Origin of the sequence: Collimonas sp. (assembly GCF_035566555.1) — a bacterium.
Lineage (GTDB): Bacteria > Pseudomonadota > Gammaproteobacteria > Burkholderiales > Burkholderiaceae_D > Collimonas.
In genome coordinates this window covers 1-22,962 of sequence record NZ_DATMRB010000145.1, presented here as the reverse complement: position 1 = coordinate 22,962, position 22,962 = coordinate 1, and the positions used below count along the sequence as shown (strand labels likewise).

16 protein-coding genes and 1 pseudogene are annotated in these 22,962 nt (G+C 61.0%); 12 read left to right on the top strand and 5 right to left on the bottom strand.

From position 1 onward, the window contains the following. The first annotated feature begins 298 nt into the window (after positions 1-298). A complete protein-coding gene (locus tag VNZ65_RS18165; protein ID WP_325671484.1) occupies positions 299-1,489 on the top strand; it encodes an acetyl-CoA C-acyltransferase family protein in 1,191 nt (396 codons plus the stop codon). A 49-nt stretch (positions 1,490-1,538) separates the two neighbouring features. Here the strand turns inward: VNZ65_RS18165 and VNZ65_RS18160 are convergent, their stop codons facing one another. Next, positions 1,539-2,243 (bottom strand): glutathione S-transferase N-terminal domain-containing protein, encoded by a 705-nt coding sequence (locus VNZ65_RS18160; protein WP_325671482.1) that lies wholly within the window; start codon positions 2,241-2,243, stop codon positions 1,539-1,541. Between the two features lie 164 nt (positions 2,244-2,407). Here VNZ65_RS18160 and chrA point away from each other — a divergent pair, with 164 nt between their 5' ends. Continuing rightward, positions 2,408-3,583 (top strand): chromate efflux transporter, encoded by a 1,176-nt coding sequence (chrA, locus tag VNZ65_RS18155; protein WP_325671480.1) that lies wholly within the window; start codon positions 2,408-2,410, stop codon positions 3,581-3,583. Positions 3,584-3,892: 309 nt separating this feature from the next. Then, positions 3,893-4,168 (top strand): hypothetical protein, encoded by a 276-nt coding sequence (locus tag VNZ65_RS18150; protein WP_325671478.1) that lies wholly within the window; start codon positions 3,893-3,895, stop codon positions 4,166-4,168. 126 nt (positions 4,169-4,294) lie between these two features. Here the strand turns inward: VNZ65_RS18150 and VNZ65_RS18145 are convergent, their stop codons facing one another. Together VNZ65_RS18145 and VNZ65_RS18140 are read right to left on the bottom strand one after the other, a co-directional pair. Next, positions 4,295-4,912: a trimeric intracellular cation channel family protein gene (locus VNZ65_RS18145; RefSeq protein ID WP_325671511.1), complete on the bottom strand. Its 618-nt coding sequence runs from the start codon at positions 4,910-4,912 to the stop codon at positions 4,295-4,297. Between the two features lie 9 nt (positions 4,913-4,921). Further along, positions 4,922-7,281, bottom strand: a pseudogene (locus VNZ65_RS18140) (penicillin-binding protein 1A). A gap of 151 nt (positions 7,282-7,432) precedes the next feature. On the opposite strand from VNZ65_RS18140, the gene VNZ65_RS18135 reads away from it, so the two are divergent. From VNZ65_RS18135 to VNZ65_RS18110, 6 genes are all read left to right on the top strand, one after another. Further along, the gene (locus VNZ65_RS18135) at positions 7,433-8,320 is read left to right on the top strand and encodes an HTH-type transcriptional regulator ArgP (RefSeq protein WP_325671476.1); all 888 of its coding nucleotides are present in this window, start codon (positions 7,433-7,435) and stop codon (positions 8,318-8,320) included. Between the two features lie 186 nt (positions 8,321-8,506). After that, positions 8,507-11,242: a TonB-dependent receptor gene (locus tag VNZ65_RS18130; RefSeq protein ID WP_325671474.1), complete on the top strand. Its 2,736-nt coding sequence runs from the start codon at positions 8,507-8,509 to the stop codon at positions 11,240-11,242. 154 nt (positions 11,243-11,396) lie between these two features. Beyond that, positions 11,397-12,965 (top strand): thioredoxin family protein, encoded by a 1,569-nt coding sequence (locus tag VNZ65_RS18125; protein WP_325671472.1) that lies wholly within the window; start codon positions 11,397-11,399, stop codon positions 12,963-12,965. A 112-nt stretch (positions 12,966-13,077) separates the two neighbouring features. Continuing rightward, entirely contained in the window at positions 13,078-13,749 is a 672-nt protein-coding gene (locus tag VNZ65_RS18120; protein WP_325671470.1) for a glutathione S-transferase, read from the top strand. Between the two features lie 131 nt (positions 13,750-13,880). Continuing rightward, positions 13,881-15,374, top strand: coding sequence for an AMP nucleosidase (locus VNZ65_RS18115; protein WP_325671468.1), 1,494 nt, complete (start codon positions 13,881-13,883; stop codon positions 15,372-15,374). Then, positions 15,374-15,604: a hypothetical protein gene (locus tag VNZ65_RS18110; protein WP_325671466.1), complete on the top strand. Its 231-nt coding sequence runs from the start codon at positions 15,374-15,376 to the stop codon at positions 15,602-15,604. The genes VNZ65_RS18115 and VNZ65_RS18110 overlap by 1 nt, the downstream gene beginning before the upstream one ends. Before the next feature lies 1 nt (position 15,605). Here the strand turns inward: VNZ65_RS18110 and VNZ65_RS18105 are convergent, their stop codons facing one another. Beyond that, positions 15,606-16,784: a YbfB/YjiJ family MFS transporter gene (locus VNZ65_RS18105; protein WP_414649169.1), complete on the bottom strand. Its 1,179-nt coding sequence runs from the start codon at positions 16,782-16,784 to the stop codon at positions 15,606-15,608. Between the two features lie 58 nt (positions 16,785-16,842). Further along, on the bottom strand, positions 16,843-17,934 hold the full coding sequence (locus tag VNZ65_RS18100) for a nitronate monooxygenase (RefSeq protein ID WP_325671464.1): 1,092 nt from the start codon (positions 17,932-17,934) through the stop codon (positions 16,843-16,845). Positions 17,935-18,090: 156 nt separating this feature from the next. Between VNZ65_RS18100 and VNZ65_RS18095 the strand changes: the two genes are divergently transcribed. The 3 genes from VNZ65_RS18095 to VNZ65_RS18085 form a co-directional block, all read left to right on the top strand. Next, positions 18,091-18,984, top strand: coding sequence for a LysR substrate-binding domain-containing protein (locus VNZ65_RS18095; protein ID WP_325671462.1), 894 nt, complete (start codon positions 18,091-18,093; stop codon positions 18,982-18,984). A gap of 97 nt (positions 18,985-19,081) precedes the next feature. Beyond that, a complete protein-coding gene (locus tag VNZ65_RS18090; RefSeq protein ID WP_325671460.1) occupies positions 19,082-19,813 on the top strand; it encodes a transposase in 732 nt (243 codons plus the stop codon). A gap of 171 nt (positions 19,814-19,984) precedes the next feature. Next, on the top strand, positions 19,985-22,962 hold a 2,978-nt coding region (locus tag VNZ65_RS18085; protein ID WP_325671458.1), incomplete at its 3' end, for a glutamate synthase central domain-containing protein.

Below are 22,962 nucleotides of genomic sequence, written 5' to 3'. Positions count from 1 at the left end.
TCAGGGGATGATGTGTGCCGTGCATGATGACACGTTGTGAGATGTCCTTCCGGAGTTGATATTTTTCACATGAAAAACTGAGGGTATCATCCAGAAGGATGTCCTACGTAAATGTACATTCGGCGGGTTGCTTCATCTGCCGAAGCGGAGAATTTCCGCCTCGGACAGGACTGAGAAGCCGATGCCTGCTAGAGTAGCGTTGGCAGCGCCCGGAATTCATTGAACGCTATCCGTGACATGCATTCTGGCAAGGCGGCAAGCAAGTCTTGTCATACACGACTAAAGCAAGGAGATAAACATGGCAAATACAAAAGAAGTAGTCATCGTCGGCGCAGCCCGTACGGCGATCGGAACATATGGCGGTGCATTGAAAGATATTGCACCGGGCGAACTCGGTGCGGTAGCGGTCAAGGAAGCGTTTGCGCGCGCTGGCGTCGATCCGCAGCAGGCTGGCCAGATCATTTTCGGCAACGTCATCCATACCGAGGCGCGCGACATGTATGTGTCGCGCGTGGTCGGCATCAATGCCGGCATGAGCAAGGAATCCACGGCGCTGACCTTGAACCGCCTGTGCGGCTCCGGCCTGCAGGCCATCATCAGCGCCGCCAACGCCATTCAGTTGGGCGAGACCGAGGTTGCCGTCGGCGGCGGTGTCGAGAGCATGAGCCGTGCGCTGTATGCGAGCCAGGCCGCGCGCTTCGGCGCCCGCATGGGCGACATCAAGATGATCGACATGATGGTCGGCGCTCTGTCCGATCCTTTCGGCGGCGGCCATATGGGCATCACCGCTGAAAACGTGGCGGAGAAATACGGCATCTCGCGCGAGGCGCAGGATGCCTTTGCGCTGGAAAGCCAGAAGCGCGCCACGGCGGCAATCGCTGCCGGCCATTTCAAATCGCAGATCGTGCCGGTTGAAATCAAGACCCGTAAAGGCATCGCACTGTTCGACACCGACGAATATCCGAAGGCCGACGCCACCCTGGAATCGCTGGCCAAACTCAAGCCGGCGTTCAAGAAAGATGGCGGCACGGTCACCGCAGGCAATGCCTCCGGCATCAACGACGGCGCCGCTGCCTGCGTGCTGATGGCGGCGGACGCTGCCGCGCAAGCCGGCCTGAAGCCGCTGGCGCGTGTGGTTTCCTACGGTGTGGCGGGGGTCGATCCGAGCATCATGGGCACCGGTCCGATTCCGGCGGTCCAGCTGGCGCTGAAGCGCGCCGGCCTCAGCCTGGCCGACATGGCGGTGATCGAATCGAATGAGGCTTTCGCTGCGCAGTCGCTGGGTGTGTGCAAAGGCCTGGACCTGGATCCGGCGCTGACCAACGTCAACGGCGGCGCCATCGCTCTCGGCCATCCGCTGGGTGCGAGCGGCACCATCATTGCCGTCAAGTGCCTGTACGAACTGATCCGCACCGGCAAGCGCTATGGCTTGATCACCATGTGCATCGGCGGCGGCCAGGGCATTGCCTTGATCATAGAACGTTTGTGATGTGATTGCGCTGGAACTGCCGTGCGGCGGTTCCAGCGGCAATGCAGGCTCAGGGCCGTTTTGGAATCGTCAGGCCGGCGATCACCGCCGGCCGCGCGATGAAGGCGTTGAGCGCGCGCGTGACATGCGGAAAGTCGGCAATCCCGACCAGGTCGCCGCCTTCGTAGAAGCCGATCAGGTTGCGTACCCACGGAAAGGTCGCGATATCGGCGATGGTATAGGCGTCGCCCATGATCCAGCTGCGCTCGGCCAGGCGCTGGTTGAGCACCGCCAGCAGGCGCTTCGATTCCGCTACGTAGCGGTCGCGCGGACGCTTGTCTTCATAATCCTTGCCGGCGAACTTGTTGAAAAATCCAAGCTGGCCAAACATCGGCCCGATGCCGCCCATCTGGAACATCAGCCACTGTATGGTTTCATAACGCCCGGCGGGATCGGCTGGGATGAACTTGCCGCTCTTGTCCGCCAGGTAAAGCAGGATCGCGCCGGATTCAAACAATGGCAGCGGTTTGCCGCCGGGGCCGTCCGGATCGAGGATGGCAGGGATCTTGTTGTTCGGATTGAGCGACAGGAATTCCGGCGAAGTCTGGTCGTTGCTTTCAAAGCTGACCAGGTGTGGCTCGTAAGGCAGGCCGGTTTCTTCCAGCATGATCGAGATCTTGACGCCGTTGGGCGTCGGCAGGGAATACAGCTGGATACGGTCGGGCTGGCTGGCGGGCCACTTTTGGGTGATGGGGAAATTCGAAAGATCGCTCATGAAGATTCCTTGTTGGCTGATGTTGGTCTGTCTGAAAAGTCGGTAGCGCTGAGGTGCCAGACTGGAAGATTAACAGTCTTCCGGATGATGGGTTTCGCGCTGCATGGTTTTGCCCAGCTCTTGGGCTAAGATGCAGTCGAACAGAAAAATCTCAATCCCCGAAAATGCGTGATTCTCCCTTAGCGGTATTTTTCATTTTTCTACGCCTGGGCCTGACCTCGTTTGGCGGACCGGTCGCCCATCTCGGTTATTTCCGGACGGAGTTCGTGGAGCGGCGCAAATGGCTGGCCGAAGCGGCTTATGCCGACCTGGTGGCGCTGTGCCAGCTGCTGCCCGGTCCGGCCAGCAGCCAGGTTGGGATTGCGCTGGGCTTGACGCGGGCGGGCTATGCCGGCGGGTTTGCCGCCTGGCTGGGATTCACTGCGCCGTCGGCGCTGGCGCTGATCCTGTTCGGCCTCTTTGTCACGCATTCCGACGCCGCCCTGGCTGGCGGCTGGCTGCATGGCTTGAAGGTGGTGGCCGTGGCGGTGGTGGCGCAAGCCTTGTGGGGCATGGCGCGGACCCTGACGCCTGATGCCCGGCGTGCCGTCATCGCGCTGGCGGCCGCGTGCATGGCAACGGCCCTGCCTAATGCCTTCGGCCAGATCGGCGTCATCGTGGCGGGTGGCGTGGCCGGCGTACTGTTTCTGAAGGCCGCGCCGCTCTCTTTGGAGAAGCTGCCCGCATCGAACATCAGCCGCCGCGCCGGCGTTGTCGCCATCGGACTCTGTCTGGCGCTGCTGGCTGCGTTGCCCCTGCTGGCCGAGGTTTCCAGGCACTATTCCATGGAACTATTCGATGTCTTCTTCCGGACTGGCGCGCTGGTGTTTGGCGGCGGCCATGTCGTGCTGCCGTTGCTGCAGGCGGAAGTCGTACCCAGGGGCTGGGTCTCGAATGAACTGTTCATGGCAGGCTATGGCGCGGCGCAGGCAGTGCCTGGGCCCTTGTTTACCTTCGCCGCTTATCTCGGCAGCGTCTCGTCCAGGACGCCCAACGGCTGGCTGGGCGGGATGCTTGCGGTGGTGGCGATTTTCCTGCCCTCGTTCCTGCTGGTGTGCGGCGCCTTGCCCTTCCTGGAAACGCTGCGCCAGCATGCCGGCGCCAGACGCGCTTTGACTGGCGTTAATGCAGCAGTGGTCGGGCTGTTGCTGGCGGCGTTCTACAACCCGGTCTGGACCAGCGCCATCCTGACGCCAGCGGATTTCTGTCTGGCGGCCTTGGGTTTTTTCCTGCTGCTGGTCTGGAAGTGGCCGTCCTGGCTGGTGGTGGTGCTGACGGCGCTTGCCGCAGTCCTCATTTGAGATTTTCTGCCTGGCACGGCAGCAAGGACGCTCAGCGCGTGTGAGCGCACGCTAATCCGGATGCTTTTTTCTTTGCCCCGGATTGGCGCCCTGGTCCGGCGGCGGAACCTATCACTTTCAACAGTATTTTTTCTCCGTGCTTGCGACTAGGATGATCTTCTAGTTTCCCTGTGGAAACGTTTTTGGGATGCCGGACTCCCAGGATGGCGCCGCTGCGCGCAGCATGATTTCTGGATTTTGTCGCCTGTCACTGGAAGGCCGCAACGGTGACGGGTATCCGAACATGCGGTCATCATAAGGGTGAATATCATGACAACAGAATTTCCGGGTGGCTGGAGCGCGTTCGACTATGAAATCACTGGCGTTGCAAAAGAGGTGCTCAAAGAAGCGCTGGAGGGCTTTGTCGGCGCGACCTACGCACCGTCGGCTTTCGCTACGCAAATTGTCGCCGGCACCAATTACTGCTTCCTGTGCACGGGTCAAATCGTGGTGCCGAACGCGCCGCGCTTTCCGGCACTGGTGCACGTTTTCAAGCCATTGAACGGCAAGGCCCACATCAGCGAAATTACCAGAATCAAGCCTTGATGAATTCTTCGCAATAAGATTTCCATCTGGATCAGCTGAAAACCCCGACGAGCGCGGCTCTCGGGGTTTTTGTCCATCTGGTGCTGCATTCGGTGGCCAGGCGTTGGCTTTCCGGAGGAAGATAACTTATTCAAATCCCCGAATGCCGCTGCCGTTGAAACTCGGCAGCTTCCAGTGGAAACGCATCGCCAGCAGGCGGACCAGGAAGCCGCTGCCGATTGCGGCCAGCGGTGCAACCGCCGGATCGACCTTGAGCCACAGCAGGCCGACATACAACGCGCCGGTGAACAGCGCGATGGTGGCGTACAGCTCGCGCTGCAGCACCAGCGGGATCTCGTTGCACAAGACATCGCGCAGCAGGCCGCCGAAGACGCCGGTGATCATGCCAGCCAGGATCACGATGCCCGGCGCCATGCCATTGGCGCGGGCGATGTCGCAGCCGATCACGCTGAACGCCACCAGGCCGAGGCCGTCGACCACCAGGAACACGCTGCGCAAATGGTGCAGGAAACGCGCCACCATGGCGGTGACGATAGCGGCGCCGATGGTGAACAGCAGGTATTGCGGATGAGCGATCCAGCCCAGCGGATAGTTGCCCAGCAAGACGTCGCGGATAGTGCCGCCGCCCAGCGCGGTGATAGTGCCGACCACGCAGATGCCGAACAGGTCCATGTCGCGCCGCATGCCCATGATGGCGCCGGACATCGCTTCAGCCACGATGGCAATCAGGTAGATGGTATGCAGAAGCATGGCTTAGTCTCCGGAAGAAAATAGTTTCAGGATCTGCTCGCGTTCCTGGGCCGCGTTCAAGGCTTCTTTTTCGAGCGCCAGGTCGCTGCTGCCGTCGGCCTGGCATTTCAGCTTGCTGTGGATGAAGGAATGGCTGTCCGTCACGCAGCTGCCCTTCAGGTATTCCGCATAGACATAATCGCCGTCATAGACGCTGAGTCCGGCCGGTTCCTCCTGCGGCCGTTCGCTGCGACTTGCATGTAGCGGCTCCAGATCGGCAGCGCCGCCACGCCGCCGGTGGTGTTGCCCAGCGATTTAGGCTGATCATAGCCCAGCCACACTACCGATACCACGCCCGATGAATAACCGGCGAACCAGGCGTCATAGGCATTGTTCGAGGTGCCGGTCTTGCCGGCGGTGTCGCTACGCGCCAGCACCTTGGCGCCATGGCCGGTGCCGGACTTCACGACGTCTTGCAGCATGCTGTCCATGATGTAGGCGTTGCGCGCCGAGACGACTTTCTTACCGGGATTCCTGCCTGCGTTGTCGGCGAACAGCACTTGTCCCGAGCGGTCGCGGATTTCCTTGATCAGGCGTGGCGCCTGGACCCGACCGCCGTTGGCGAACACGGCATAGGACTGCGCCAGCTGCAGCGGAGTCACGGCGCCGGCGCCTAGCGCCAGCGGCAGCGAGACCGGATTGCGTTCGGAGAGGAAGCCGAACTGGGTGGCAAATTCTTGTACATAGGCGGCGCCGGAGGCTTGCATCAGGCTCACCGCCACCAGGTTCTTGGAGCGCATCAGGCCGCGCCGGACGGTGATGAATCCTTCATAATTGTTGCCGAAATTGCGTGGCCGCCAGGCACGGGCGCCGGTTTCCTGAGGCAGCAGGACGCGTTGCGTGTCGTCGACCATGGTGCCCGGGAAATAGCCCTTTTCCAGCGCTGCGGAATAGACAAACGGCTTGAAACTCGAACCGGGCTGGCGGTACGCCTGCAAGGCGTGGTCGAAAGGATTGCGGAAAAAATCGAAGCCGCCCGCCAGCGCCAGGATATCGCCGTTTTTGGCGTCGACCGAGATCAGCGCGCCTTCCATTTCCGGTGTCTGGCTCAGCAGCCAGCGGTCCGAACTGTCGCGATAGGCGCGGATGACAGAGCCTGCAACTATGCTGCGCTTACCGCTGGCCGGCAACTTGCTCCAGCCGCCGGCGATGCGCGGATCGATGGCGCTGATCTGCAGCGTCTCGCCATTGCGCAAGACGGCTTTGATTTGCTTCGGCGTCGCCGCGGTGACCAGCGCCGCACGGATTTCGCCACTGTCCGGATATGGCAGCAACAGCCTATGTGCCGAGCTGCTCGCATCATCGTTAGCGCTTGCGCCAAGCTGCGCTTCCGGGCCGCGATAACCTCTGCGTCCCTGTGCATCCAGCAGGCCTGAGCGCAGCTGTTTGTCGGCAGCCAGCTGCGGCGCCATCTGGATCGTGGTGGTGACATCCAGACCCATGGTGTAAGCGCGCTCCTGATACAGCTGCATCATCATCTGCCGCGCTTCTTCCACCGCGTAAGCGGCTTCCCGCACCGACGGATTGCGGTTGGGATTGAGCACCAGTTTTTCTTGCAGGGCTTGCTGGTAAACCTCCTGTCCGATATAGCCGAGCTCCAGCATGCGCTGCAAGATATAGTGCTGGCGGATTTCCGCGCGCTGCGGATTGGCCACCGGGTTGTAGGCCGACGGCGCTTTCGGCAGGCCCGCCAGCATCGCCGCTTCCGCCACGCTGACCTGCTCCAGCGGCTTGTCGAAATAAATGCTGGACGCGGCAGCGAATCCATACGAGCGCTCGCCGAGATAGATCTGGTTCATGTAGAGCTCCAGCAGCTTGTCCTTGCTGTACTGCTGTTCCAGCTTATACGACAGCAGGATTTCGTTCAGCTTGCGCCGCAGGGTTTTTTCACGCGTCAGGAAAAAGCCGCGCGCGACTTGCATGGTGATGGTGCTGGCGCCTTGGCCGTGCTGGCCACTGGTCAGGTTGGCCAGCGCCGCCCGCAGCAGGCCGCCGAAATCGACGGCGCCGTGTTGGTAGAAGTGTGCGTCTTCGATCGCCAGCAGGGCCTGCCGCATCACTAGTGGAATCTTTTCGATCGGCAGGAATTCGCGGCGTTCTTCGCCGTATTCCGCCAGCAGGATGCCTTCGCTGGAATAGATCCGCAACGGCAGCGCCGGATTGTATTGGGCCAGATGGTCGACCGAAGGCAGTTGCTGCCAGGCCTGGCGCAACCAGTAGCCGCCGGCGAGGCCGGCGGCCAGTATCAGGCCGATGCTGAAGCCGAAGATGAATTTGAGGCGACGGGAAAGTCGCGGTGTTGCTTGCTCTGCTGCTGGCCGCATGGTCGCTCCTGTTGAAATGGCGCACGAATCGAAGGCGAACGCGGTGTGGATGGTGTTGATGGCGGCTATTGTGATGGCAGCAAACGATATACTTAGTAAAATTAAGTATTATTAAGTAGTCATAAATATTTCTTATCTAAGGATGGCGCGCATGAACCTCAATCCCAAGCACACCGAGGCGTTTCGCGCCGTGATCGAGAGCGGCAGCTTTGAACAGGCCGCTGCGCGCCTGCACCTGACGTCACCCGCCATTTCACAGCGCGTACGGGCGCTCGAAAGCCAGCTCGGCAACGCGCTGATCGTGCGCAGCCGGCCGGCGCGGGCGACCCGCATGGGGCAGCGGCTGATGCAATACCTGAAGCGGACCAAGCTGCTGGAAGCCGACCTGGCGGCGGAACTGGCGGTGCAGCAGGATGCGCCGCTGACCCTGGTGCTGGCGCTTAATGCCGATTCGATCGGCACCTGGTTTTTCCCAGCCTTGTCGGAGGTGCTGATACGCGAACGCGTGCTGCTGGACCTGACCGTGGAAGACCAGGATCACACGTATTCGCTACTGGAGACCGGGCTGGCGATCGGCTGCATCAGCACCGAGCCGAAGCCGATGCGCGGTTGTTCGGCTGAGCTGCTGGGGGTGATGCGCTACTGGCTGGTGGCGGCGGAAGATTTCCGTGAACGCTGGTTTCCTGAAGGCCTGACACGCAAGGCCGCGCGCCAGGCGCCGGTGGTGGCATACACCCATAAGGACACCTTGCAGTCGTCTTTTTTGCTCAGCAAGCTGGGGCTGCCGGCGGGTGCTTATCCTTGCCACTATGTGCCGGGCGCCGCCTCGCACTTCAACGCTATCCGCTACGGCCTGGGCTACGGCATGGTGCCGGAACTGCTGCTCAAGGCGGCCGGCAAGAAAGATGAAATGGTGCATCTGGCGCCGGCCAGGCCGCTGGAACTTGAACTGTATTGGCACACCTGGAAAGTGCAATCGCCGCGCATGGAAAACCTGTCGCGGCAGATTATTGCTGCGGCGCGGAAAATCCTGAAATGACTGTTTTGAAAGTGCCTGGAAAAGCCTTCGGCCCAGCGGCCAGGCTGCTGCCGCTGCTGTTTATGTAACGCATAAAGATATGTGAATACAGCAGTTTTTATTTCCTTGCGGATACTATATTCTATTCTCCCATTAAAGAACGTAACAGTTCTTTACAATAAAAAACATGGGAAGGGTTAGATACGCATGCACAGACTTAAAACCTGGCCGGTGCGCTCCGCACTGTCGCTATTCATCGCTTATGGCGTCCCGTACGTCTATCAGTCAGCACAAGCACAAACCACACAGTCAAGTCCGGCGGCAGACGACTCCGCCGCCTCAGGCAACGACGGCAAACAGGTCGTGGTCACCGGTTCGCGCATCCCGCGCGCCAGCAAGGAGGGGCCGACCAGCGTCACCGTGATTACCGGCGAAGACATCGAGAAGCAGGGCTACCGCAATGTCTACGACGCCCTCAGCGCGCAGACGCAAAATACCGGCATGACGCAAGGCGCCGATTTCGGCAACACCTTTACCCCCGCCGCAAACACCATCAGCCTGCGCGGCCTCGGGCCGAACCACACCCTGATCCTGGTCAACGGCCGGCGCGTTGCCGATTATCCGGTGGCGTATGACGGCTCGGTCAACTTCGTCAACCTGGCGAATATCCCTTCGGCCCTGGTCGACCGCATCGAAATCCTGAACGGCGGCGCTTCGGCGGTGTACGGTTCCGACGCGATTGCCGGCGTGGTCAACGTCATCTTGAAGAAGAAGGCCGAGGGTTTTGATCTCAATATCAAGGCCGGCGGCACCCAGGACGGCGGCGGCTCCAACCAGCGCATCCAGTTTACCGGCGGTGGCAGCAGCGGCAACCTGAGCGGTGTCTTCGGCATCGAGCTGAGCCGGACCCAGCCGATCTGGAGCCGGCAACGCGATTTCATGTCGTCGGCTTCCTCCGACGGCACGGCGCCGACCCGGATCGCTGGACGCCTGAACGCCGATAGCGGCGACTATATCGATCCCGGCGCGGGGTGCGCTCAGATGGGCAAGCTGTTCAGCAGCAGCGTGGTGAAGACCGGCGATCCGTATTGCGCCAGTGGCAAGGCGCAGCCGTCCTACTGGACCACCATGACGCAGAACGAAAGCAAGAACCTGTTCGGCAGCCTGACTTACCAGCTGACACCCACGACCGAGGTATTCAGCGACCTGATGCTGGGCTTTAACAGCACGCAGAATAATACGCGCGGCCCGAACTGGACCTCGGAAGGCGGCGGCAACAGCTACTTCTTCAACCAGAACACCGGCGCCAACGAGAGCTGGTCACGCCGCATTGCGCCGGAAGAAATCGGCGGCGCGACGCGCTACAACAAAAAATGGGACGACGTTGCCGGCAACTGGACCGTCGGCGTGCGTGGCGATATTCCTGCCACCAGCAGCTGGAAATACGAGGCGGCCTACAATATCTCCGCCTACACCAGCAAGCAGACCACGCCTTTGCTGCTGGCGAATGTCGACAGTTTTTTCCTCGGCCCGCGCCTTGGCTATAACTCGGACGGCGTCGCCATCTATGCGCCGGATCCTAACCGGCTGTACCAGCCGCTGACGCCTGGCCAGTTCAACTCCATTACCGGCGAGGCGACTACCCGCAATAAATCCTGGACCCAGACCTTGAGCCTGAGCGCCAACGGCGAACTGTTCAATCTGCCGGCCGGCCCGGTACGGCTGGCGGCGGTGACCGAATTCGGCAGCCAGGGTTTCAGCAACACGCCGGATCCGCAAATCAACCAGGGCGTGTTTTATAACAATTCGGATGCCGAGGGCGCCAGCGGTTCGCGCAAGCGCTATGCGCTGGGCACGGAATTGAACATCCCGCTGCTCAAGCAACTGGTCGCGACCGTCGCCGGCCGTTACGACGACTACAATTTTGCCGGCCGCAGCGATGGCAAGTTCACCTATAACACCGGGCTGGAATTCCGTCCTGCAAAGACCCTGCTATTCCGCGGCAACTACGCCACCAGTTTCCGTGCGCCGGACATGAATTACATCTATTCGACCACCACCCGCGGCTATTACTCGTCGACCACCGATTACTATCGATGCGCGCAGTCGGGACAGGCCTTGGCCGGTTGCACCTACAACAATTATTCGCCCGGCGCCAACTACATCCAGACCGGCAGCAAGGATCTGAAACCGGAAAACGCCAAGTCCTGGAGCTATGGCGTGGTGTGGTCGCCGACCTCCAACTTCGATGTCTCGGCCGATTTCTGGCGTATCCAGATCGACAACCTGGTGACCAACCTCGATCCCGACATCATCCTGCACAATGAAGCCAATTGTCGTGCCGGCCAGCTGGATATCAATTCGCCCACCTGCGTCGATGCGCTGGCGCGGGTGATACGTAATCCGCCCAATGCCGTATTCCAGCCGAACGCGATCCAGGACATCCTGGTCAATCCGATCAATGCGGCGCAGGAGCGCACCAGCGGCCTGGATTTCAGCGGCAAGTGGCGCATCAAGGGCGGCGGCGTCGGCGATTTCGTGCTGAAGGCGAATTACACCAAGGTGCTGAGCCATCACTACCGGCAGTTTGCCGCCGATCCGGACCAGGACCTGCTGAACTCGCTGACCAATCCGGACTGGGGTTCCAAGGTCAACGCCAGCGCCACCTGGCTGCGCGGTCCATGGACCAGCACGGTGCAGGTCACGCGCTACGGCAGCCTGCCTAGCGCCGACCAGACCCGCCGCATCTCGCCGTTCGCACTGGTCAACCTGAGTGCCGGCTACCAGATCAACTCGCGCGCATCGGTTTCGCTGATCGTCAACAATGTCTTCAATTCGGTCAAGCAAGACAATACCGCCGGCTGGCCGTATTATCCTGTTGGTAACTACAATCCCTACGGCCGCATGGGATGGCTGGAATTCAATTATCACTTTGGTTCTTAGGGCCGCATAGCGATCTCTTCGTCATTCCCGCGCACGCGGGAATCCAAGTTGCCGAATATGGCAGTAAAAATGGATTCCCGCGTGCGCGGGAATGACGCGGTCGGCCAGACGCGGTCGGCTTAAATACGGCGTTAATAATTTATACAAATACACGATGAAAATTCAATCTGCAACCGCTGCGATTATCGCTACCCTGATATGCGCAGCCGGGCCGGCCTCCGCGCTGCCCGCCGCCGGCCAAAAGCCCGCGGCCGCCACCACTGCCGCAGCCGAAGGCATCAACTGGTATGAAGGCGACGTCGATGCCGCTTTCGCCTTCGCCAAGGCCAACAACAAGCCCCTGTTCCTGTACTGGGGCGCAACCTGGTGTCCGCCTTGCAACCAGGTCAAGGCAACCATTTTCAATCGCCAGGGCTTCATCGAGCGCTCGCGTTTCTTTGTGCCGGTGCATATCGACGGCGATAGCGCCGGCGCGCAAAAGCTCGGCGAGCGTTTCAAGGTGCGCGGCTATCCGACCATGATCCTGTTCAAGCCGGACGGCACGGAAATCACGCGGCTGCCGGGCGAGGTCGATGCGGAGCGCTATCTGCAGACTCTGACGTTGGGCATCAGCGCCAACCGTCCGGTGCGGCAGATCTTGCAGGCGGCGCTGGCTGGCGGCAAGCTGAGCGCGGATGAATGGCGTTTGCTGGCTTACTATTCCTGGGATACCGATGAGCAGCAGCTGGTCGGCAAGGATTTGCCGGCTACCCTGAAGAAGCTGGCGGCGGCCAGTCCGGCGGGCGATATCGCCAATCGCCTGGCCTTGAGCGCACTGGTGGCGGCAGCGACCGCGAAGCCGGGCGAGGCGGGCACGGTCGACAAGACCGCAGCGGCGGCGCAGTTGAACAAGACGCTGGCGGATGTCCGCAGTTCGCGCGAGAACATGGATATCCTGACCAACTACCCGGCCGAGCTGGTGCAGCTGGCGAGCGATCCCAAATCAGCGGCGCGCACGAAACTGCTGGCGGCGGCGAACCTGGCCATGCAGCGCTTGTCGGTCGACGCCAGCCTGTCGAAGACCGACCGCTTGTCGGCGCTCGCCGCGCAGGTATCGCTGGCGCGCATAGACAATCCTGATGGTGCTTTGCCACCGGCCCTGCTGAAAGAGGTGAAGCAAAAGGTGGCGCAGGCCGATAGCGCCACGACCGACGCCTTCGAGCGGCAATCGGTGATCAATACCGCGGCGCATGCCTTGGGCGACGCTGGCCTGCTGGACGATTCGGACAATTTGCTGAAAGCCGAGCTGAAGCGCTCGCATGCGCCTTACTATTTCATGCTCAGCCTGGCCTCGAATGCCAAGAAACGCGGCGACAAGGGGGTGGCCATCAACTGGTATGAGCAGGCTTATCAGGCTGCCCAGGGACCGGCGACGCGCTTGCAATGGGGCGTCACCTATCTGTCCGGCTTGCTGGAACTGGCGCCGCAAGACGAAGCGCGCATCGAAAAGGTGGCGCATGGCGTGTTCCAGGAACTGGGCAGCACCCAGAATGCGTTTTATGAACGCAACCGCTCGGTGCTGGAACGCCTCGGACAAAGGCTCACGGCCTGGAATAGCGGCGGCAGCCATCAGGCCGCAGTGGGGCGCTTGCGCGCCCAGCTCGATGGCGTCTGCACCAAGCTGCCGACGGCAGATGCCCAGCGCGCCACCTGCCAGGGTTTGCTGAGTCCGACGCGGGCATAACACTGTCGGAAAAATCTGCCGGGATATTTCCCGGTAAATGGGTTACGCTAGCAGCAATTATTTCTCGATATGCGCTGCAGCGAACCCATTTACCTGACCGGACTTGCCGACCATGATTCTTGTTCACCATCTCAACAATTCCCGTTCGCAGCGCGTGCTGTGGCTGCTCGAAGAACTGGGGCTGGCCTATGAAATCAAGGCTTACCAGCGCGACCCTAAAACCATGCTGGCGCCGCCCGAACTGCGGGCGGTTCATCCGCTCGGCAAGTCGCCGGTGATTACCGACGGCGACAACACCATCGCCGAGTCGGGCGCGATCATCGAATACCTGATGCAGAAATACAGCTATGGCCGCCTGATTCCCGCGGCCGACAGCAAGGACCGTTTGCGCTATACCTACTGGCTGCATTACGCCGAAGGGTCGGCCATGCCGCCTTTGCTGATGAAGCTGATCTTCGGCCGTCTCGGCAAGCCGCCGATGCCAGCCTTGCTGCGGCCGCTGGCGCGCATGATTTCGAACGGCGTGCAGCGCAGCTACATCGACCCGCAACTCAAATCGCACCTGGATTTCCTCGAAGGCGAACTGGAAAAGTCAGCCTGGTTTGCCGGCGCGGAATTCAGCGCCGCCGATATCCAGATGAGCTTCCCGCTGGAAGCCATGCAGTCGCGCGGCGGCATGGACGCCAGCCGTCCGCGCCTGCTCGACTTCTTGCAGCGGATTCATGCGCGGCCAGCCTATCAGCGTGCGATTGAAAGAGGCGGCAAGTACGATTTGCTGAAATAAGGGCTGTCGCCTGCGCAGCTTGCAGGCGTATTCTCTCTGCGCACTGCTTCTCCAATCACAGTAGAATTGGGTTGTACGTCCGGGACAAGATGTTCCGGGCCTGAACGCAAAGCTACCGCAACGGAGAGTCAATGTTCGCCACCGAGAAATTCACCGATCCCCACGCCGCCGTCGAGCGCGTGCGCGAAATCTACGATCACAATACCGCCTTGCTGCGCGAGGCATTCAAGCGCTTTTCCAATGGCGAGGTGATGCCGGAACGGGTGCGCGCCTGCTATCCCTTCGTGCGCGTCACCACGGAATTCAACACCCGCGCAGATACCCGCCATTCCTTCGGTTTCGTCTCAGGTCCCGGCGTCTACGAAACCACGCTGACCCGGCCTTCGCTGTATACCAATTACCTGGTCAGCCAGTTCAAGCTGCTGCGCGATAACCACGATGTGCCGCTGGAAATCGGCGTCAGCGAAATGCCGATCCCGGTGCACTTCGCCTTCCCCGAAGGCATCCATGTAGAAGGCACGCTGGATCCCGATCATCTGCGCACGTTGCCGGATGTGTTCGACCTGCCCAACCTGGCGACCATGGACGACCGCATTGTCAACGGCACCTTTGAAGAGCTGCCCGGCGATCCGCATCCGCTGGCGCTATTCACGGCGCCGCGCGTCGATTATTCGCTGCACCGCTTGAAGCACTACACGGCGACCTCGCCCGACCGTTTCCAGCGTTATGTGCTGTTCACCAATTACGCTTTCTATATCGACGAATTCATCCGCATGGGACGCGAGCTGATGCAAGCCACCAGCGATCCGGAGCAGCGCGCCTACCGTCAGCAGTATTCCGCGTTTGTCGAACCGGGCGATCTCACTACCTGGAACGCCAACCTCGACGACCTGCCGTCCGACCGCTCGCTGACCGGCGTGGCGCCGGCGCGCCAGCCGCAGATGCCGGCCTACCATCTGCAGCGCGCCGACGGTTCCGGCATTACGCTGATCAATATCGGCGTCGGCCCTTCCAATGCCAAGACCATCACCGACCATGTCGCGGTCTTGCGTCCACACGGCTGGATCATGCTCGGCCATTGCGCCGGCTTGTCGACCTCGCAGCGCATGGGCGATTACGTGCTGGCGCATGCCTATGTGCGCGACGACCATGTGCTGGACGACGACTTGCCGCTGTGGGTGCCGGTGCCGGCGCTGGCCGAGGTGCAGCTGGCGCTGCAGGATGCCGTGGCCACCATCACCCAGCTGGAGGGCTATGAGCTGAAACGCATCATGCGCACCGGTACGGTGGCCTCGATCGACGACCGCAACTGGGAGCTGCGCGACCATCGCAAGCCTTTGCTGCGTTTCAACCAGAGCCGCGCGATTGCGCTGGATATGGAAAGCGCGACAGTGGCCGCCAACGGCTTCCGTTTCCGTGTCCCTTACGGCACTTTGCTATGCGTTTCGGACAAGCCGCTGCACGGTGAAATCAAATTGCCGGGCATGGCGAACCGTTTTTACGAGCAGCGTGTCAACCAGCATTTGAAAATCGGCATCAAGGCGCTGGAGCTGCTGCGCAACCAGGGCGTGGAACAGTTGCACAGCCGCAAGCTGCGCAGCTTCAGCGAACCGGCGTTCCGCTAGTGGCGAGCGTCATCAAGCATCGCCGCGTCAATATCGTCACCCTGGCCGAGGGCGAAGCGATACCGGAACATTGCCGCAGCGGCGATATCGCGCTGGCGCAGGATGGCGCCGGCTGGTGGGTGCATTTTGTCGGCGAGGATGGCGCCATCGACAGCTACGACGCGGCTTTCCCTTCTTATAACAAGGCGCTGTGGACCGCCAAGGCCGCCGCCGAATTCAGCAGCGAATAGCTCAAGCTCGCGTCTGCCGGCTTTCCCGATACATCAAGCCGAGCAGGCCGGCGCCCGCTGCCAGCGTGAAGGCGGCCACGCACAGCGATGAGGTGAAGCTGCCGCTCCCTTGCACCAGGCGCGTCGCCAGCGGCGGCCCGACAATCTGGCCGATGCCGTAGGTGGCCGTCAGCAAGCCCATCAGGCTGCGCGCCTGGTCGCCGCGCAGGCGCCGCGCATCGCGCATGGCAAACAAGGTAATCGCGGTAAACGGCAAGCCCAGCAGGATGCTGCCGAGTGCAAAGCCGAACACGCTGGGCCAGGCCACGCCGATCAGGATGCCGCCTGCCTGCAGCAGGTAGCAGGCAGCCAGCAGCAGACGGTTATCCCAATGCACCGGCAAGTGCGTCGCCAGCCACGCGCCCAGTGAAACGCTGATCCCGAACAAGGGCCAGAACAGGTCCGGCCAGCTGGAGCCGGGCAACGCCTGGCGCGCAATCACCGGCAAGAAAGTCGCGGTGATGATGTAACCGAATCCGGCCAGTGCGTAGGCGATGGTCAGGCCGCGTGTCTGCCGCACGATCTGGGTTGGCGGGAGTGCCTGGGGAGCGGCCGCGGCAGCCGGAGTCAAGCTGACTGCAGGCCCGGCGAAGGTGCGCCAGACGGTTGCCGTCAGCAGCAATGCCAGCAGCGCGTAACTGAGCCAGCCATAAGATGCTTTCCAGTGATGCGACACCATCGCGCTGGTTGCCAGTCCGGTCAGCAGGATGCCGAGACCGGGGCCGCAATAGATGATGCCGCCCAGCGCCGGCGCCTGCAGCTGCGCCAGGCGCTGCAAACACCAGCCGGAGGCGAACACGAAGGTGCAGGCGCTGGCGATGCCTGCCAGCGTACGCAGCACCAGCCACCAGCCGGGAGACTGCAATAGCCCCATGCCCAGGGTCAGCAGCACCGTTGCGGCCAGGCCGATACGGATGAAACGGGTGGCGCTGCCGCGCAATACCATGCACAGCAGGGCGCCGATGAAATAACCAAGGTAATTTGCCGTCGCCAGCCAGCCGCCTGCCGTCAGGTCGATCACGCCATCGTGCAGCATCATCGGCAGCAGCGGCGTGAAAGCGAAGCGGCCTATGCCCATCGCCACTGCCAGGCACAGTGCGCCGGCCAAGGCTACGCGCCATGCTTCCCGATGCTGCTCCATCTTCATCGCGATGCCGTCAGTTGCCGCGGATCGGGCTTCATTCAATTGAATTCTCACATTAGTAATTGATGGCATGCGGCGCCTGCAATTCAGCCGCCAGCGTGGCGACCAGCTGCGCCGCCGGCATCGGCCGCGCCATGGCCACGCCTTGGCCGGCCCAGAGTGACATGAATTCCGGCCGGCTGAGCTTGGCTGCGGTTTGGCGGATTTCGGCGCTCAGGGCATTTTGCACTGGATACGCTGGCAGGGCGCTTTCATGGAGCGCCATCTGTTCCATGTAGGAATTGACGATGCCGCGCGCGTGGCGGCCCGAGAAGCTACGGGTCAGGCGCGTGCTGTCGTCGCGCGCGACCGCCAGCTGTGCGCGCCAGGCCGGCGCGATGCCGGATTCCGGGCAAGCCAGGAAGGCGGTGCCGAGCTGCGCCGCCTGGGCGCCGAGCAGCAAGGCGGCAGCGATGCCGCGGCCATCCATGATGCCGCCGGCGGCGATCAGCGGCAGCTTGACCGCCGCCGCTGCCTGAGGAATCAGCGTCATCAGGCCGACGCTGGACTGTTCGATGTCGCCGAGGAAGGTAGCGCGATGGCCGCCTGCCTCAGCGCCTTGCAGGCAAACAAAATCCGCGCCGGCCTGTTCCCATGCCACCGCTTCAGCCACCGTGGTGGCAGTGCCGATCACTTTGCTGCCTTTGGCATGGAACTGCGCCACCGTATCGGCGGACAGGATGCCGAAGGTGAAGCTGACCACCGGCGGCGCGGCTTCCAGCAGGGCCGCCAACTGTTCTTCGAAGTTCTCGCTGAATTTCTGCGGCCGTGTTGCGGGACCAAGGCCGAGCGCGTCACGGAACGGCAGCAGCAGTTCTTCTGCCCTGGCGATTTCTGCTTCGGCAGGCTGGCTGGTTTCCAGGATGAATAAATTGACGTTGAAAGGCCGCGTCGTCAGCGTGCGGATTTTCTGGACCGCTGCGATGATCGCCGCCGGCGACAGCAGCGCGGCCGCAAACGAACCCAGGCCGCCGGCGTTGCAGACTTGCGTCACCAGCTCAATCGGCGAGCCGCCGTTCATGGGGCCTTGCACGATCGGATAGCGCAGGTTGAGCTGTGCTGCAAACGATGCGCTGTGCGGGGCGGATTGCAAGTGGATGCTGGGCATGTTGAGGCTCCTGAGGAAAGACCATCTTGGTGCGGTTGTACTCTAGCGACATGGCGCCGGCACTGCACCGGGCTGGATGGCATTCATCCTACCTTGACATTATCATCCTGAAAAATGAATAATAAGAATGTTACCCATCTTTAAATGAGATGAACCATGGATCTCTTGTCTCTGGAAATTTTCCGCACGGTAGTGCGCGAGGGCGGCATTACCCGGGCGGCGGAACAGTTGCACCGGGTGCAATCGAATGTCACCACCCGCATCCGCCAACTGGAGCAATCGCTGGGCGTCAGCCTGTTTTCGCGCAACCACAAGCGTCTGGTGCTGACGCCGGCCGGCGAAACCCTGCTGGGCTATGCCGAACGCCTGCTGAACCTTGCCATTGAAGCGCGCGAGGCGGTGCAGCCGGCCGTGCCGCAAGGGCGCCTACGCATCGGATCCATGGAAAGCACCGCTGCCAGCCGTTTGCCGTTGCCGCTGGCGCGCTTCCACCAGCAATGGCCCGCGGTGCAGTTGGAACTCAGCACCGGCCCGACCCAGCAACTGATTGACCGCGTACGCGCCTTCACCCTCGATGCGGCACTGGTTGCCGGACCATTGGAAGACCCGCTGCTGACGATCTTGCCCCTGTATACCGAAGAACTAGTGCTGCTGGCTCCGCGTAACCACCCCCCGATCAACGGCCCGGACGACCTGCAGACCCACACCCTGATCGCCTTCGAAAACGGCTGCGCCTATCGCCGCCACGCCGAAAACTGGCTAGCCTCAGGCAGCATCCCCGGCCGCCGCCCCGACCGCATTCTCGAGCTAGGCTCCTATCACGCCATGCTGGCCTGCGTCGCCGCCGGCGCCGGCATCGCCCTGGCGCCGCGCTCCGTACTCGAACTCCACAACCGCAACGAAAGCCTGTCCATCTACCCCATCGGCCCCGCCGGCCAGGTCCCAACCTACCTGATCTGCCGCCACGACTACAGCTCCCCGGCCTTCGACGCCCTCAGCCAGATCCTCCAGAAAGAAGCAAAAAAATCGACTCCGACCCCAATTAAGTAAAAATAATTAGGGTCAGAGTCGATTTAAGAAAGCACTAATGGGGTCAGAGTCGAATTAATGGATAAAATGAAGGCATCTAAACTGCTTTCTTTTTGCCATGGCTCGCTTACCTCGTCTCGTGATCCCCAATCAGCCGCACCATCTTATTCAGCGAGGTGTTGACCGGCAGGCAATTTTTCGCGAAACAGAAGATTATGTGAATTTTCTTGGCCGTTTGCGCGATGCGGCCAGGCAGTTCAAGGTTGCCATCCATGGTTATGTGCTGATGACTAACCATATCCACTTGCTGGCAACGCCGAGCGACTTGGAGGGCTTGGCACGGATGATGCAATGGGTAGGGCGTCATTACGTACCTTATTTCAATCAGAAATATGCGCGGGAAGGCACTTTGTGGCAAGGGCGCTACAGGGCCACAGTGATCGATTCAGAGCGCTATTTCATGTTGTGCAGCTGCTACATCGACCAGAATCCGGTGCGTGCGGGTATTACTTCGACGCCTGGAGAGTATCCCTGGTCGAGCTACTTGCACCATGTTGGCGTCAAGCCGGATCCGCTGGTGACTGACCATGCATTGTATTGGGCCTTGGGCAACACGCCCTTTGACCGTGAAGCAGCATATAAGGAAATGGCTGAGCAAGCGCTTACATCCGAGCAATCAAAGCAACTGATGGATGCCACTAACAAAGGCTGGCCGCTGGGTTCGGACGTTTTCAAGGCCAAGCTGGAAAAGCAGGGCGCCGTACGGGTGCGCCCGGCCCGGCGCGGGCGGCCGTTCAAGGCGCAGCCTGAGGTGGCGGAGGAGTCGGCGGCCCCGGCAATAAAAAAATAACAGAAATGATCAAGAAACCATCAAATGCACCAAATTTACTCTGTCCCTATTTAATTTTGGTGCAAAAAATGGATTCATTAATTTGACTCTGACCCTATTTATTGTGATTGAAGTCTGGAAGCGTCTGCACTATTCTTAATGTCCTTACTCTCAAAGTGGTGGAGCAACGTTATGCAAGCGCAAGGTTTATACGATCCGGCTAATGAACACGATGCCTGTGGCGTCGGTTTTATTGCTCACATCAAAGGCAACAAGAGCCACTCGATCATTGAGCAGGGTTTGCTGATCCTGAAGAATCTCGATCACCGGGGTGCGGTTGGCGCGGATAAGCTGATGGGCGATGGCGCCGGGATCCTGATCCAGGTGCCGGACCAGTTCTATCGCGAAGAGATGGCGAAGCTGGGCGTGACCTTGCCGCCACCGGGCGAATTCGGCGTCGGCATGGTGTTCTTGCCAAAAGAGAACGCTTCGCGCATCGCTTGCGAACAGGAAATCGAACGCGCGGTGCTGGCTGAAGGCCAGGTCGTGCTGGGCTGGCGCGATGTGCCGGTGGATATCGAGATGCCGATGTCGCCGACCGTGCGCGACAAGGAACCGGTGATCCGCCAGATCTTCATCGGTCGCGGTCCGGACATCATGGTCACCGATGCGCTGGAGCGCAAGTTGTACGTGATCCGTAAATCTTCCGGCCACGCGATCCAGGCGCTGAACCTGTTGCACGGCAAGGAATTCTTCGTGCCATCGATGTCGGCCCGCACCGTGGTCTACAAGGGTTTGCTGCTGGCTGACCAGGTCGGTGTCTACTATAAAGATCTGCAGGACCCACGCTGCCTGTCGGCGCTGGCGCTGGTGCATCAACGCTTCTCCACCAATACTTTCCCGGAATGGCCGTTGGCCCACCCGTACCGCCTGCTGGCGCACAACGGCGAAATCAACACCGTCAAGGGCAACTTCAACTGGATGCGCGCGCGCGAAGGCGTGATGAAATCACACGTGCTGGGCGACGACCTGAAGAAGCTGTTCCCGCTGATCTATGAAGGCCAGTCCGACACCGCCTGCTTCGACAACGCGCTGGAACTGCTGCTGATGGCAGGTTACCCGATTGCCCAGGCGATGATGATGATGATCCCGGAAGCGTGGGAAAACCACACCACCATGGACGACAACCGCCGCGCCTTCTACGAATACCACGCTGCGATGATGGAGCCATGGGATGGCCCGGCAGCGATGGCGTTTACCGATGGCCGTCACATCGGCGGCACCCTGGATCGCAACGGCTTGCGTCCGGCGCGCTACATCGTCACCGACGACGACTTCGTGGTGATGGCATCCGAATCAGGTGTGCTGCCGATCCCGGAATCCAAGATCATCCAGAAATGGCGCCTGCAGCCAGGCAAGATGTTCCTGATCGACCTCGACGCCGGCCGCATCATCGACGACAAGGAATTGAAAGACACCTTCGCCAACGCCAAGCCATACAAGCAATGGATCGAATCGGTACGGGTCAAGCTGGACGAGCTGAAAGCCGAGCCGTCCGAATCCGGCTCCACCATCCCGCTGCTGGATCGCCAGCAGCTGTTCGGCTACACCCAGGAAGACATCAAGTTCCTGATGTCGCCGATGGCGGCCGCCGCTGAAGAAGCAATCGGCTCGATGGGCAACGACTCGCCGCTGGCGGTCATGTCCAACAAGAACAAGACCCTGTATCACTATTTCAAGCAGTTGTTCGCGCAAGTCACCAACCCGCCTATCGATCCGATCCGCGAAGCGATGGTGATGTCGCTGGTGTCTTTCATCGGTCCTAAGCCGAACATGCTGGACACCAACAACATAAATCCACCGATGCGGCTGGAAGTGTCGCAGCCTATCCTCAACTACGACGATATCGCCAAGCTGCGCAACATCAGCGCCCATACCGGCGGCAAGTTCAAATCGCATGAGCTGAACATCTGCTATCCGGTGGCATGGGGCAAGGAAGGCATCGAAGCGCGCCTGGCCTCGCTGTGTGCCAAGGCAGTCGATGCGGTCAAGTCCGGCCACAACATCCTGATCGTGTCGGACCGCAAGGTCGATGCCGAGCAGGTGGCGATTCCAGCCCTGCTGGCCACCTCGGCCATCCACCAGCATCTGGTGAGCAAGGGACTGCGCACTTCGACCGGCCTGGTGGTTGAAACCGGTTCGGCGCGCGAGACGCATCACTTTGCACTGCTGGCGGGTTACGGCGCGGAAGCCATCCATCCCTACCTGGCGATGGATACCCTGACCGAGCTGGCGCACGGCTTGCCGGGCGCGCTGTCGCCGGAAAAAGCCATCTACAATTTCCAGAAGGCGGTTGGCAAGGGCTTGCTGAAAGTCATGTCGAAGATGGGTATTTCGACTTACATGTCGTATTGCGGTGCGCAGATTTTCGAAGCCATCGGCCTCAACAAGGCCATGACGCAGAAGTACTTCAAGGGCACCGCATCGAATGTCGAAGGCATCGGCGTGTTTGAAGTGGCGGAAGAAGCCTTGCGCCTGCATCGCGCCGCGTTCAGCGACGATCCGGTGCTGGCCAACGCGCTCGACGCCGGCGGCGAATATGCTTTCCGTATCCGCGGCGAAGAACACATGTGGACGCCGGATGCGATCGCCAAGCTGCAGCATTCGACTCGTTCCAACAATTTCAACAGCTATAAAGAGTACGCCCAGCTGATCAACGATCAGTCCAAGCGCCACATGACCCTGCGCGGCCTGTTTGAATTCAAGATCGATCCGAGCAAGGCGATCCCGCTGGACGAAGTCGAGCCGGCCAAGGAAATCGTCAAGCGCTTCGCTACCGGTGCGATGTCGCTCGGTTCGATTTCGACCGAAGCGCATGCCACGCTGGCAGTGGCGATGAACCGCATCGGCGGCAAGTCGAATACCGGCGAAGGCGGCGAGGACGAGAACCGCTATCGCCAGGAACTCAAGGGCATCCCGATCAAGCAGGGCGAGACGCTGGCGTCGGTGATCGGCAAGGACCGCATCGAAGTAGATATCCCGCTGCAAGCCGGCGATTCGCTGCGTTCGCGCATCAAGCAGGTGGCGTCGGGACGTTTCGGCGTCACCGCGGAATACCTGATTTCGGCCGACCAGATCCAGATCAAGATGGCGCAAGGCGCCAAGCCGGG